Below are 13,775 nucleotides of genomic sequence, written 5' to 3' on the forward strand. Positions count from 1 at the left end.
CGTTACCTGGCGCAGCGAGCACTCTGATTAGACTCCATGCAATGCAAGCGACCGACTTGCCCGGCATAACAACAAGAAAGGTATTCCGATGAATTCGACTCTCCGCCTCGCTGCCGCGATCTCCCTTGCCTCCCTGTTCCCGCTCAGTGCCTTCGCCGCCGACTCTAAAGGCAGTGTCGAGGTGGTGCACTGGTGGACATCCGGTGGTGAAAAAGCGGCTGTCGATGTACTCAAGGCCCAGGTCGAGAAGGACGGCTTCACCTGGAAGGATGGCGCGGTTGCCGGCGGCGGTGGCGCCACTGCCATGACCGTGCTCAAGAGCCGCGCCGTGGCCGGCAACCCGCCGGGCGTCGCGCAGATCAAGGGGCCGGACATCCAGGACTGGGCCGCCACCGGCCTGCTCGACGCCGATGTGCTCAAGGACGTCGCCAAGGAGGAGCAGTGGGACTCGCTGCTCGACAAGAAAGTCGCCGACACCGTGAAATACGAAGGCGACTATGTGGCTGTGCCGGTGAACATCCACCGCATCAACTGGTTGTGGATCAACCCCGAGGTGTTCAAGAAGGCCGGCATCGACAAGGCGCCGACCACCCTCGACGAATTCTACGCCGCCGCCGACAAGCTCAAGGCCGCCGGCTTCATCCCGCTCGCCCATGGCGGCCAGCCGTGGCAGGACAGCACTGTGTTCGAGAGCGTGGTGCTGTCGGTGATGGGCGCGGACGGCTACAAGAAGGCGCTGGTCGACCTTGACGAAGCGACGCTGACCGGCCCGCAGATGGTCAAGTCGCTGACCGAGCTGAAAAAGGTCGCCACTTACATGGACCCGGACGGCAAGGGCCAGGACTGGAACCTGGAGGCGGCCAAGGTCATCAACGGCAAGGCCGGCATGCAGATCATGGGTGACTGGGCCAAGAGTGAATGGACCCTGGCCAAGAAAACTGCCGGCAAGGACTACCAGTGCGTAGCATTCCCGGGGACCGACAAGGCCTTCCTGTACAACATCGACTCGCTGGTGGTGTTCAAGCAGAACGACAAGGGCACTGCCGCTGGCCAGCAGGACATCGCCCGAAAGGTGCTCGGCCAGGACTTCCAGAAGGTCTTCAGCACCAACAAGGGGTCCATCCCGGTGCGTAACGACATGCTCGCCGACATGGCCGCGAACGGCTTCGATGCCTGCGCCCAGACCTCTGCCAAGGACTTCCTGGCTGACGCCAAAACTGGCGGCCTGCAGCCGAGCATGGCGCACAACATGGCCACCACGCTGGCCGTGCAGGGGGCGTTCTTCGATGTGGTGACCAACTACATCAACGACCCCAAGGCGGACCCTGCTGACGCGGCGAAGAAGCTGGCGGCGGCGATCAAGGCGGCCAAGTGAAACCCTGATGGCCTCATCGCCGGCAAGCCGGCTCCCACAGGCCTTTCACTGCCCTTGAAACTGTGGGGGTATGTAGGAGCCGGCTTGCCGGCGATGAGGCCAGTATCGACACCACAAGGGGCTGCCTAGGCTCCCGGTAATCACACCATGACTACAGCAACCGCCCGACTGCGGGCCTCACCCCTGGACGCTCTGCAGCGCTGGCTGCCCAAACTGGTGCTGGCGCCGAGCATGTTCATCGTGCTGGTGGGCTTCTACGGCTACATCCTGTGGACTTTCGTCCTGTCCTTCACCACGTCGACCTTCCTGCCAACCTACAAGTGGGCGGGCCTTGCGCAATACGCCCGGCTGTTCGACAACGACCGCTGGTGGGTGGCCAGCAAGAACCTGCTGGTGTTCGGTGGCCTGTTCATCGCCATCAGCCTGGCCATTGGCGTGCTGCTGGCGGTGTTGCTCGACCAGCGCATCCGCCGCGAAGGCTTTATCCGCACCATCTACCTGTACCCCATGGCACTGTCGATGATCGTCACGGGCACCGCCTGGAAGTGGCTGCTCAACCCCGGCATGGGCCTGGACAAGCTGCTGCGTGACTGGGGCTGGGAAGGGTTTCGCCTGGACTGGCTGATCGACCCCGACCGCGTGGTGTATTGCCTGGTGATCGCTGCCGTGTGGCAGGCCTCGGGCTTCATCATGGCGATGTTCCTTGCCGGCCTGCGCGGCGTCGATCAGTCGATCATCCGCGCTGCTCAGATGGATGGCGCCAGCCTGCCGCGCATCTACTGGACCGTGGTGCTGCCCAGCCTGCGCCCGGTGTTCTTCAGCTCGCTGATGATCCTTTCGCACATCGCCATCAAGAGCTTCGACCTGGTGGCGGCCATGACCGCTGGTGGCCCGGGGTACTCCTCCGACCTGCCGGCGATGTTCATGTACTCGTTCACCTTCAGCCGCGGCCAGATGGGCATGGGCTCGGCCAGCGCCATTCTGATGCTCGGGGCGATCCTGGCGATCCTCGTGCCTTACCTGTATTCGGAGCTGCGGAGCAAACGTCATGCATAGCCCTGCCGACAAACCGGCGCTGAGCATCAGCCGCATCGCCATCCATGCGGTACTGCTGATTGCCGTGCTGCTGTACCTGGTGCCGTTGGTAGTGATGCTGCTGACCAGCTTCAAGACCCCAGAAGACATCAGCAGCGGCAACCTGCTGAGCTGGCCGACGGTGATCAGCGGCATTGGCTGGGTCAAGGCCTGGGGCACCGTGAACGGGTATTTCTGGAACTCGATCATGATCACCGTACCGGCGGTGCTGATCTCCACCGCCATTGGTGCGCTTAACGGCTATGTGCTGTCGATGTGGCGGTTCCGGGGTTCGCAGCTGTTCTTCGGTCTGCTGCTTTTCGGTTGCTTCCTGCCGTTCCAGACTGTGCTTCTGCCAGCCTCGTTCACCCTCGGCAAACTCGGCCTGGCCAGCACCACCAGTGGCCTGGTGCTGGTGCATGTGGTCTACGGCCTGGCCTTCACCACGCTGTTCTTCCGCAACTTCTACGTGAGCATTCCCGATGCGCTGGTCAAGGCTGCACGCCTGGACGGTGCCGGGTTCTTCACCATCTTCCGCCGCATCATCCTGCCGATGTCGACGCCGATCATCATGGTCTGCCTGATCTGGCAGTTCACCCAGATCTGGAACGACTTCCTGTTCGGCGTGGTGTTCTCCAGCGGCGACTCGCAACCGATTACCGTGGCCCTGAACAACCTGGTCAACACCAGCACCGGGGCCAAGGAATACAACGTCGACATGGCGGCGGCGATGATCGCCGGCCTGCCAACCCTGCTGGTCTATGTAGTGGCAGGCAAGTATTTCGTCCGCGGCCTCACGGCCGGCGCCGTCAAGGGGTAAGTCATGGCAACGCTTGAAATTCGCAATGTGAGCAAGACCTACGGCAGCGGCCTGCCCGACACCCTCAAGGACATCCAGCTGTCGATCAAGGACGGCGAGTTCCTGATCCTGGTCGGCCCTTCGGGGTGTGGCAAGTCGACCTTGATGAACTGCATCGCCGGCCTTGAGCAGATCACCGGCGGCGCGATCCTGATCGACGAGCAGGACGTCAGCGGCATGAGCCCCAAGGACCGCGACATCGCCATGGTGTTCCAGTCCTACGCGCTGTACCCGACCATGAGCGTGCGCGAGAACATCGAATTCGGCCTGAAGATCCGCAAGATGCCCCAGGCGGCCATCGACGAAGAAGTGGCGCGGGTGGCCAAGCTGTTGCAGATCGAGCACCTGCTGGCGCGCAAGCCAGCGCAGTTGTCCGGCGGCCAGCAGCAGCGTGTGGCCATGGGGCGGGCGCTGGCCCGGCGGCCGAAGATCTACCTGTTCGACGAGCCGCTGTCCAACCTCGACGCCAAGCTGCGGGTGGAGATGCGCACTGAAATGAAACTGATGCACCAGCGCCTGAAGACCACCACGGTGTATGTCACCCACGACCAGATCGAGGCCATGACCCTGGGCGACAAGGTGGCGGTGATGAAGGACGGCATCATTCAGCAGTTCGGCACCCCGCAGCAGATCTACAACGACCCTGCCAACCAGTTCGTCGCCAGCTTCATCGGCTCGCCGCCGATGAACTTCATCCCGGTGCGCCTGGCCAAACAGGACGGCCGCCTGCTGGCGCTACTCGATAGCGGCCAGGCGCGTTGTGAGTTGCCATTGGGCGTGGCAAGCGATGAACTGGATGGCCGCGAGATCATCCTCGGCATCCGCCCCGAGCAGATCGCCCTGGGTACCGGTGAGGGTAATGGCCTGCCAGGCATTCGCGCCGAAGTCCAGGTGACCGAACCCACCGGGCCTGACCTGCTGGTATTCGTCACCCTCAACCAAACCAAGGTGTGCTGCCGCCTGGCGCCGGATGTCGCGTGCCGGGTGGGTGACAGCCTGAACCTGCAATTCGACCCGGCACGGGTGCTGCTGTTCGATGCCAGCAGTGGCGAGCGCCTGGACCTGAACACTGCCAACGCTTCAGTGAAGGACAACGTCACCCGCTTCAAGGGCCGTTGAATCGTCTACACCATCAATAAGAAAAAAGAGGACGCAAAGGGATGGAACAGCGCAATCGTATCAAGACCTTGGGCTCACTGGCCTTGCTTGCCGTAGTGGGTAGCAGCGGGGCGCAGGCTGCCGAGGCCTTCTCCAGCGAGTCGAAATGGATGACCGGCGACTGGGGCGGCGCCCGCACCGAACTGCTGGAAAAAGGCTATGACTTCACCCTGGACTATGTAGGCGAGGTCGCCGGTAACCTCAACGGCGGCTACAACGACGACAAGACTGCACGCTACAGCGACCAGTTCGCCCTTGGCGCGCACCTGGACCTGCAAAAGATTTTTGGCTGGCACGATGCCGAATTCAAACTGGCGATCACCGAGCGCAGCGGCCGCAACCTGTCCAATGACCGTATCAGCGACCCGCGTGCTGGCCAGTTCAGCTCGGTACAGGAAGTGTGGGGCCGTGGGCAGACCTGGCGCCTGACGCAGATGTGGGTCAAGCAGAAATACTTCGACGGTGCCCTGGATGTGAAATTCGGCCGCTTTGGCGAAGGTGAAGACTTCAACAGCTTCCCGTGCGACTTCCAGAACCTGGCCTTCTGCGGGTCGCAGGTGGGCAACTGGGTGGGTGGCATCTGGTACAACTGGCCAGTCAGCCAGTGGGCGCTGCGGGTCAAGTACAACATCACGCCGGAGTTCTTCGTCCAGGTCGGCGCCTTCGAGCAGAACCCGTCGAACCTGGAAACCGGCAACGGCTTCAAGCTCAGCGGCAGCGGCACCAAGGGTGCGATCCTGCCGGTGGAGGCGGTGTGGTCGCCACAGGTCAATGGCCTGCCGGGTGAATACCGCCTTGGTTATTACTACAGCACCGCCGATGCCGAAGACGTTTACGAGGACATCAATGGCAACCCGCAGGGCATCAGCGGCGCAGGCTTCAAGTCGCATTCGAGCAAGCATGGCTGGTGGGTCGTGGCGCAGCAGCAGGTGACCGCCCACGGTGGCGACGCCAGCCGGGGCCTCAGCCTGTTCGCCAACTTCACCGTGCATGACAAGGCCACCAACGTGGTCGACAACTACCAGCAGGTTGGCCTGGTGTACAAGGGCGCCTTCAACGCACGGCCGAAGGACGACATCGGTTTCGGCATCGCTCGCATCCACGTAAACGACGATGTGAAGAAGCGCGCCGAGCAACTCAATGCGCAAAATGGCATCAACGATTACGACAACCCGGGCTTCGTGCCGCTGCAGCGCACCGAGTACAACGCCGAGCTGTACTACGGCTTCCATGTGACCAACTGGCTGACCGTGCGGCCGAACCTTCAGTACATCAAGAGCCCCGGCGGGGTGGATGAGGTGGACAACGCGCTGGTCGCAGGTTTGAAGATTCAGTCGTCATTCTGAGCCTGTTTGTTGTAAATTTACGCCAATCCAATTTCGGCTCCCGGCACCACTGGCTTGCAGTGGTTGTCGGGAATAGACCGAGACAGCGCTATCTCAAACAACAAGAGCTTGGAACCCATGCCTGAACATCCGCTACATCGCTTCTTTTCCGCACAGAGGCCCAGGCCGACATTCGAGTGGGAGCGTTACCAGCAGCGCGATGTGCTGATCATCGATCACCCCCGTTGCCAGGCAGTGTTCAGCCGCCAGGGCGCGCAGTTGCTGCACTTCCAGCCGGCCGGCGAGCGGCCCTGGTTGTGGTGCGCCGAACAGTGGCCACAAGTGGGTGCGATCCGTGGAGGCGTGCCAGTGTGCTGGCCGTGGTATGGCCGCCATCCCAGCGAAGACCTGTGGCCGGCCCATGGCTGGGCGCGCCTGCTGGACTGGAAGCTGGTGGACAGCCGCGAGGACGAGGAGGGCGTCAGCCTGAAATGGCGCCTGGACCTGTGCGATTGGCAGGTCGACCTGCATGCCCGGCTGGGCAGCCGCATGGAGCTGAGCCTGAGTACCGAACACCAGGACAGCGAACCCTGCCAGCTGAGCCATGCGCTGCTGGCCTACTGGCGTATCAGTGACGTAGCCGAGATAGCGCTGTCTGGCCTTGAAGACATCGAAGGTTATGACCGCCTGAACCGGCAAGCCTGCCGCCAGGACGGCGCCTTGAAGCTCAACGGCGGCTGCCAGAAGGTCTACCCCGGCACGCCGCGGGTGCAGCTGCAGGACCCAGCATGGCAGCGCGAACTGTGCATCGACACCGGTGACAGCGACGACACCGTGGTCTGGCACCCCGGCAACCGGCCACTGATGGGTGTGACGGGGCGCGAGTGCCAGGGGTTCGTTTGCGTGGAAGCGGCCAGCGGCAGTGGCGAGGGCCTGAGCCTGGCGCCAGGCCAGCGCGCCCACCTGCGGCTGCAGGCGCACCGGCTCAGTTGAGCTCGTCGTCCTCGATTGGGTAGCGGCTGGCGTTGAGGCTTTCCTTGATCTTGCGCAGGTGCGGCTGGAAGTCCACGCCACGGCGCAGGGTCATGCCGGTGGCCAGTACGTCGAGCACGGTCAGCTGGATGATGCGCGAGGTCATCGGCATGTAGATGTCGGTGTCTTCCGGTAGCGGGATGTGCAGGCTCAGGCTGCAGGCCTGGGCCAGCGGTGAACCGGCTGCAGTCAGGCCAAGCACCGAAGCGCCGTTTTCGCGGGCCACGCGGGCCACTTCGACCAGTTCGCGGGTACGCCCGGTGTAGGAGATGATCACGAACAGGTCACCGGTGTGCGCCACCGAGGCCAGCATGCGCTGCATCAGTACGTCGGCATGGGCCGAAACCGCCAGGTTGAAGCGGAAGAACTTGTGCTGCGCATCCAGCGCCACCGGGGCAGAAGCACCCAGGCCGAAGAAGTGAATCTGCCGGGCCTGGATCATCATGTCCACGGCGCGGCTGACCTGTTGCGGGTCGAGTTGTTGGCAGGCGCTGTCGAGCGAGGCAATGGCACTGCCGAATATCTTCTGGGTGTAGGCTGCAGGGTCGTCGTCGGCCTCGACCGCGCGGCTGACGTAGGCAGCGCCGCTGGCCAGGCTTTGCGCCAGTTGCAGCTTGAGCTCGGGGTAGCCGCTGACACCGAACGAACGGCAGAAGCGGTTGACGGTCGGCTCGCTGACCTTGGCCGCCTGGGCCAGCGCGGCAATGCTGAAGCGGGTAGCTTGTTGCGGGTTGAGCAAGATGACTTCGGCGACTTTGCGTTCGGCCTTGTTCAGCTCGTCGAGGCGTCCCTGGATCTGCTCCAGGAGGTTTCGCACGCGGTCCATGGGTGTGTCCTTGGGTCGGGAAGACAGCCGGCCGCCGGAGCAGCAGGCTTTTTGCACGGTCGTCTATCGTACTGGCGGTGCGTGTGGCGCACCACTTGTCTGTAACACTAGTGTGTAATGTTGTGGTTTTTACTACATTATCCCTTGAAAACCGTATGTGAAAGCGGTATTCCTAGACCAACTTTAGGAAAGAACCAACATCATGGCTGCGATCAGTGTCGAACCTTGCACCTTTGCCCTTTTCGGCGCCCTCGGCGACCTGGCATTGCGCAAGCTGTTTCCTGCGCTTTACCAGCTCGACCGCGCCAATTTGTTGCACGCGGATACCCGCTTGCTGGCCCTGGCCCGCGAGGCGGGTAGCGCGCAGGAGCACCTGAATACCATCGAGGCACACTTGCGCAAGCATGTGGCGGAGGGTGACCTGGAGCCGGCAGCGCTGGGGCGCTTCCTTGGCCGCCTAAGCTATCAACACCTGGATTTCCTGCAGCCGGAGGGCTATGAGGCCCTGGCCGAGCAAGCGCCTGCCGAGCTGCCGTTGATTGCCTATTTCGCGACTGCGGCGGCCGTGTACGGCGCCATTTGCGAAAACCTCGACACGGCGGGCCTGGCTTCGCGCACTCGGGTAGTGCTGGAAAAACCCATCGGCCATGATCTTGAGTCATCGCGCCGGGTCAACGATGCCGTGGCGCGCTTCTTTCCGGAAAGCCGTGTCTATCGCATCGACCATTACCTGGGCAAGGAGACGGTGCAGAACCTGATCGCCCTGCGCTTTGCCAACAGCCTGTTCGAAACCCAGTGGAACCAGAATTCCATTTCCCATGTGGAAATCACCGTGGCTGAAAAGGTGGGTATCGAAGGCCGCTGGGGGTATTTCGACAAGGCTGGCCAGCTGCGCGACATGATCCAGAACCACCTGTTGCAGCTGCTGTGCCTGATCGCCATGGACCCGCCCAGCGAACTGTCGGCCGACAGTATCCGCGACGAGAAGGTCAAGGTGCTCAAGGCGCTGGCGCCGATCACCGGTGAGGGGCTGACCACCCGCGTGGTGCGGGGCCAATACATCGCCGGCTACAGCGATGGCAAGCCGGTGCCCGGCTACCTGGAAGAAGACAACGCCAACGCCCAGAGCGACACCGAAACCTTCGTCGCCCTGCGCGCCGATATCCGCAACTGGCGCTGGTCCGGCGTGCCGTTCTACCTGCGCACCGGTAAACGCATGCCGCAGAAGCTGTCGCAGATCGTCATCCACTTCAAGGAAACGCCGCACTACATTTTCGCCCCGGAGCAGCGTTTGCAGGTCGGCAACAAGCTGATCATTCGCTTGCAGCCAAGCGAAGGTATTTCCTTGCGGGTGATGACCAAGGAGCAGGGCCTGGACAAGGGCATGCAACTGCGCAGCGGCCCGTTACAGCTGAATTTTTCCGACACCTGGCGCACAGCGCGTATTCCGGATGCCTACGAGCGCTTGCTGCTTGAAGTGATGCGCGGCAACCAGAACCTGTTCGTGCGCAAAGACGAAATCGAATACGCCTGGAAGTGGTGCGACCAGTTGATCGCTGGCTGGCAAAGCGCCGGGGATGCACCCAAGCCCTATGCGGCTGGGTCGTGGGGGCCGATGAGCTCGATTGCACTGATTACACGAGATGGGAGGGCGTGGTATGGGGATATCTGAACTGCAATTGCCGGCAACGGTAAAGGCGCATCAACTGGATGATGCCAAGGCGCTTTCGTCGACGTTGGCCGTCGATGTTGCCCAACGCCTGCGTGCAGCCATTACCGCGAAAGGGCAGGCTTGCCTGGTGCTGTCCGGTGGCCGCAGCCCGGTGCCCTTCCTTGAGAAGCTGGCAACCGAGGCGCTGGACTGGTCGAAGGTAACCGTCAGCCTGGCTGACGAACGCTGGGTGCCGGTTGAGCACGCCGATAGCAACGCCGGCCTGCTTGCCCGCCACTTGTTCCAGGGTGCAGCGGCCAAGGCCCGCTTTGTCGGTTTGTATCAACAGGCGGAAAACCTCGACGCGGCAGCGCTGAAAACTGACCAGGCGTTGGCCGAATTACCCGCCATCGACGTGCTGGTGCTGGGCATGGGTGACGATGGCCACACGGCCTCGCTGTTCCCTAACAGCCCCAACCTGGCTGAAGGCCTTGACCTGAACAGCAAGCGCCGCTGCCTGCCATTGCTGGCGCCGAGCGTGCCGCACCAACGCCTGTCCCTGACCCGTTCGCTGCTGGCCAGCGCCGCCTTCACCGCGTTGTCCGTCCAAGGCGCAGGCAAACTCGCTACCCTGCGCGCCGCGCTGGCGGGCAACGACTTAAACGAAATGCCGATTCGCGCCTTTCTTCACGCCCCCCTGGACATCTACTGGTGCCCATGAGCAAAGGATCCACTGTCATGACCACCCTTGAACGCCCACAGCCTCTGCTCTCGATGGCCGACAAAGCCGCCCGCATCGACGCGATCTGCAAGAAGGCGCGCATCCTGCCGGTGATCACCATCGCCCGCGAGGAAGACATCCTGCCCCTGGCCGATGCCCTGGCCGCCGGCGGTATCCGTACCCTGGAAGTGACCTTGCGCTCGCAGTATGGCCTCAAGGCCATCCAGGTGTTGCGCGAGCAGCGCCCGGAGCTGTGCGTGGGGGCAGGTACCGTACTCGATCGCGGCATGTATGCAGCGGTCGAAGCCGCTGGTGCGCAGTTCGTGGTAACCCCGGGCATTACCCAGGACATTCTCGAAGCCGGCGTGGACAGCGACATTCCGCTGCTGCCGGGTATCAGCACGCCTTCGGAAATAATGATGGGCTATGCCCTGGGTTATCGCCGGTTCAAGCTGTTCCCCGCTGAAATCAGCGGCGGCGTGGCGGCGATCAAAGCCTTTGGCGGCCCATTCGGCGATATCCGCTTCTGCCCGACTGGCGGCGTCAACCCGGCGAACGTGCGCAACTACATGGCGCTGCCCAATGTGATGTGCGTGGGCGGGACCTGGATGCTGGACAGTAGCTGGATCAAGAACGGTGACTGGGCGCGAATCGAAGCGTGCAGTGCGGAGGCGATGGCACTGCTGGACGCCAACTGAATTTGTTGTGTGCTTTACGGCTTATGGGGCGCTTGGTCGGCGCCCCTTTTTTTGTCTGCAGGTTTTGTACTGATTGTACGGCCCTATCGCCGGCAAGCCGGCTCACACAGGTACTCCACAGTTCTTGGAACCTGTGGCGATCCTGTGGGAGCCGGCTTGCCGGCGATAGGGCCGGTACCGGCAATAAAAAAGCCCGCATCATGGATGCGGGCCCTGGGCCATCAATTCACAGCTTACGCCGCTTTGGCCTCTTGCTGGCTCAGCGAGCGGTTCAGCGCACTGAACAGTGCCTTGAAGCTGGCAGTGGTGATGTTCTCATCGATGCCCACGCCATGTACCGGGCGGCCACCGGCCACACGCAGCTCGATATAAGCCGCCGCCTTGGCGTTGGTGCCGGCGCCGATGGCGTGTTCGTTGTAGTCCATGATCTCCACGGCAATCGGCAAACCAGCCACCAGGGCTTCCAGGGCGCCGTTGCCCTTGCCGCGCCAGTGCAGGGTGGTTTCGCCTTCACCGGCGACTTCCACTTCCACGGCGCTGTGGCCGTTTTCTTCCTGCAGGCGGTGGCTGACCAGCGCGTACGGGGCGTTGGCCTGCAGGTATTCCTTCTGCAGCAGGCTGTAGATCTGCTTGGCGGTCATTTCCAGGCCCAGGCGGTCGGTTTCGCCCTGTACCACCTGGCTGAACTCGATCTGCATGCGGCGCGGCAGGCTGATGCCGTATTCCTGCTCGAGCAGGTAGGTGATGCCGCCTTTGCCCGACTGGCTATTGACGCGGATCACTGCCTCGTAGCTGCGGCCGATGTCGGCCGGGTCGATTGGCAGGTACGGCACTTCCCACAGTTCGCTATCCTGCTGCTTGGCGAAGCCTTTGCGGATGGCGTCCTGGTGCGAGCCGGAGAACGCGGTGTGAACCAGGTCGCCGACGTACGGGTGACGTGGGTGGACCGGCAGCTGGTTGCACTCTTCGACCACCTTGCGCACACCGTCGATGTCGGAGAAGTCCAGTTGCGGGTCGATGCCCTGGGTGTAGAGGTTCAGCGCCAGGGTCACCAGGTCGACGTTACCGGTACGCTCGCCGTTGCCGAACAGGCAGCCTTCGGCACGGTCGGCGCCGGCCATCAGGCCCAGTTCGGTGGCGGCGATGCCAGTGCCACGGTCGTTGTGGCAGTGCAGGCTGATGATCACGCTGTCACGGCGGCTGATGTTGCGGCAGAACCACTCGATCTGGTCGGCGTAGATGTTCGGCGTGGCGACTTCCACGGTAGCCGGCAGGTTGAGGATGAGCTTGTGCTCAGGCGTCGGGTTCCACACTTCAATGACCGCGTCGCAGACTTCCTTGGCGAACTCCAGTTCGGTTGCGCTGAAGGTTTCAGGCGAGTACTGGAAGGTCCACTGGGTTTCCGGCTGCTGGGCGGCGTATTTGACGAACAGCTTGGCCGCGTTCACTGCGATGTCTTTCACGCCTTGCTTGTCCTGGTTGAAGACGATGCGGCGGAACGACGGGCTGGTGGCGTTGTACAGGTGGACGATGGCCTTCTTGGCCCCGCGCAGCGACTCGAAGGTGCGTGCGATCAGGTCTTCACGGGCCTGGGTGAGCACTTGGATGGTGGTGTCGTCCGGGATGTGGCCGTCTTCGATCAAGGTGCGCACAAAGTCGAAATCGGTCTGCGAGGCGGACGGGAACGAGGCCTCGATTTCCTTCACGCCAACCTGCACCAGGGTCTTCCAGAAACGCAGCTTTTTCTCCGAGTCCATCGGCTCGATCAGCGACTGGTTGCCATCACGCAAGTCCGAGCTGCACCAGATCGGCGCTTCGGTGATGGTCTTCGACGGCCAGGTACGGTCAGGCAGGTCGATGGTCGGGAAAGCGCGATACTTCTTCGATGGGTCTTTGAGCATGGTCATGGAAGCAATCCTTTTGTGTGCGGCCGAGATCGGGCCTGCCGAGCAGTAACGAGGTAGAAGGGCGAGGCGACGCGATTCAGCCTGGTAGTCGAGCGCTGACCAGGCAGAGGCTGCGATGTTGTCGGAGCAGGATGAGGGTGCTGAAGGTTTTCATGCCTTCAACCCTAACCAGTGGGGTCAGGGATGGCAAGTGTTCGCGGAAAATTGAGAGGAATGCTTAAAAAGTGCAATCAACCGAGATTTTATTGCTGAATTTTTAAGGGGTGATCTTGTTGTTTGCGCGAGTCTTTTCACCCGCGCAACACAGCGGCAGCCCATTTTCAGGGCTGGAACGCGCCAATGAAGATGGCCGGATCCACGCGGGCGTCATTGAGGCTGACGTTCCAGTGCATGTGGGGCCCGGTCGCCCGACCGGTCGAACCCACCCGGCCTACCACATCCCCCCGACGCAGCGTCTGCCCCACATTTACATCGATCTTCGACATGTGGCAGAACATGCTGATGAAGCCCTGGCCGTGGTCCACGAACACCGTGCGGCCGTTGAAGAAGTAGTCGCCGACAAGGATCACCTTGCCATTGGCCGGCGTCTTGATGGGCGTGCCTGCAGGCACCGCGAAATCCAGCCCGGCGTGGGGGTTGCGTTCTTCGCCATTGAAGAAGCGACGCACGCCGAACTTGCTCGACAGCGGCCCGCTGACCGGCTTGTCGAGGACCAGGTTGCTTGGCAGGTTGGGGCTGAAGCTGCGGTAGGCCTTGATCTGCTCGGCCAGCTCGCGGTCGATGCGCTTGAGGTCGGCCGGGTCGGGGTTGACCTGGCGCTTGTTCTTCAGGGTGATGTGCTGTTCCGGGTACTTCTTGCTGCCCACGCTGAACGGCAGGTTGCGCCCACCCTCGGTCAGCACGGCGGTGCCGGGCTTTTGCGTCAGCGGGATGCCGACGATGGCCAGCCAGTTGCCCTGCTCCTGCACCACCAGCACCGGCTTGCCATCGAAGCGCGCGCGCGGGGCGGCAGCCGCAGGGCCCAGGTCGACCACAGCGACACCGCCGGGTACCGGTTTGTTGAGGGTGCGAGTGATATAGCTGGCCTGGGCGCCGCCGGCCAGCAACAACAGGGAAAGGGCGAGCAGGGGCGCGAACAGGCGGGGCATG

General features: G+C 62.6%; 12 protein-coding genes. 9 read left to right on the forward strand and 3 right to left on the reverse strand.

The window, feature by feature from the left end; all coding sequences use genetic code 11:
- Nucleotides 1-88: 88 nt before the first annotated feature.
- The 6 genes from ACFY68_RS07270 (at nucleotide 89) to ACFY68_RS07295 (ending at nucleotide 6,784) form a co-directional block, all read left to right on the forward strand.
- Nucleotides 89-1,375 (forward strand): ABC transporter substrate-binding protein, encoded by a 1,287-nt coding sequence (locus ACFY68_RS07270; RefSeq protein ID WP_346611910.1) that lies wholly within the window; start codon nucleotides 89-91, stop codon nucleotides 1,373-1,375.
- A 147-nt stretch (nucleotides 1,376-1,522) separates the two neighbouring features.
- Complete coding sequence (locus ACFY68_RS07275; RefSeq protein ID WP_387525029.1) at nucleotides 1,523-2,431, forward strand: carbohydrate ABC transporter permease; 909 nt, start codon at nucleotides 1,523-1,525, stop codon at nucleotides 2,429-2,431.
- Entirely contained in the window at nucleotides 2,424-3,269 is an 846-nt protein-coding gene (locus tag ACFY68_RS07280; RefSeq protein ID WP_387525032.1) for a carbohydrate ABC transporter permease, read from the forward strand. The genes ACFY68_RS07275 and ACFY68_RS07280 overlap by 8 nt, the downstream gene beginning before the upstream one ends.
- 3 nt (nucleotides 3,270-3,272) lie before the next feature.
- Nucleotides 3,273-4,427: an ABC transporter ATP-binding protein gene (locus ACFY68_RS07285; protein ID WP_387525035.1), complete on the forward strand. Its 1,155-nt coding sequence runs from the start codon at nucleotides 3,273-3,275 to the stop codon at nucleotides 4,425-4,427.
- 41 nt (nucleotides 4,428-4,468) lie between these two features.
- Complete coding sequence (locus tag ACFY68_RS07290) at nucleotides 4,469-5,812, forward strand: carbohydrate porin (protein ID WP_387525038.1); 1,344 nt, start codon at nucleotides 4,469-4,471, stop codon at nucleotides 5,810-5,812.
- Between the two features lie 117 nt (nucleotides 5,813-5,929).
- The gene (locus tag ACFY68_RS07295) at nucleotides 5,930-6,784 is read left to right on the forward strand and encodes a D-hexose-6-phosphate mutarotase (protein ID WP_387525041.1); all 855 of its coding nucleotides are present in this window, start codon (nucleotides 5,930-5,932) and stop codon (nucleotides 6,782-6,784) included.
- On the opposite strand, the gene hexR is transcribed toward ACFY68_RS07295, so the two are convergent.
- Nucleotides 6,777-7,640: a DNA-binding transcriptional regulator HexR gene (gene hexR / locus ACFY68_RS07300; RefSeq protein WP_172960401.1), complete on the reverse strand. Its 864-nt coding sequence runs from the start codon at nucleotides 7,638-7,640 to the stop codon at nucleotides 6,777-6,779. The two genes, ACFY68_RS07295 and hexR, sit on opposite strands and share 8 nt — an antisense overlap.
- A 211-nt stretch (nucleotides 7,641-7,851) precedes the next feature.
- On the opposite strand from hexR, the gene zwf reads away from it, so the two are divergent.
- Genes zwf through ACFY68_RS07315 form a run of 3 tightly spaced genes read left to right on the forward strand, consistent with a single transcriptional unit; the run spans nucleotide 7,852 to nucleotide 10,719 of the window.
- Nucleotides 7,852-9,321, forward strand: a complete 1,470-nt coding sequence (gene zwf / locus ACFY68_RS07305; protein WP_387525044.1) for a glucose-6-phosphate dehydrogenase — start codon at nucleotides 7,852-7,854, stop codon at nucleotides 9,319-9,321.
- Nucleotides 9,308-10,021 carry a 6-phosphogluconolactonase gene (gene pgl, locus ACFY68_RS07310; protein WP_387525047.1) on the forward strand — a complete coding sequence of 238 codons (714 nt, stop codon included), beginning with the start codon at nucleotides 9,308-9,310 and terminating at the stop codon, nucleotides 10,019-10,021. The genes zwf and pgl overlap by 14 nt, the downstream gene beginning before the upstream one ends.
- 17 nt (nucleotides 10,022-10,038) lie before the next feature.
- A complete protein-coding gene (locus ACFY68_RS07315; RefSeq protein ID WP_346611902.1) occupies nucleotides 10,039-10,719 on the forward strand; it encodes a bifunctional 4-hydroxy-2-oxoglutarate aldolase/2-dehydro-3-deoxy-phosphogluconate aldolase in 681 nt (226 codons plus the stop codon).
- A gap of 233 nt (nucleotides 10,720-10,952) precedes the next feature.
- Here ACFY68_RS07315 and leuA read toward each other — a convergent pair whose 3' ends face one another.
- Nucleotides 10,953-12,626: a 2-isopropylmalate synthase gene (gene leuA / locus ACFY68_RS07320; RefSeq protein WP_387525050.1), complete on the reverse strand. Its 1,674-nt coding sequence runs from the start codon at nucleotides 12,624-12,626 to the stop codon at nucleotides 10,953-10,955.
- A 320-nt stretch (nucleotides 12,627-12,946) separates the two neighbouring features.
- Entirely contained in the window at nucleotides 12,947-13,774 is an 828-nt protein-coding gene (locus tag ACFY68_RS07325; RefSeq protein WP_387525052.1) for a peptidoglycan DD-metalloendopeptidase family protein, read from the reverse strand.
- Between the last annotated feature and the right edge of the window lies 1 nt (nucleotide 13,775).

Origin of the sequence: Pseudomonas sp. NPDC012596 (assembly GCF_042902325.1) — a bacterium.
Lineage (GTDB): Bacteria > Pseudomonadota > Gammaproteobacteria > Pseudomonadales > Pseudomonadaceae > Aquipseudomonas.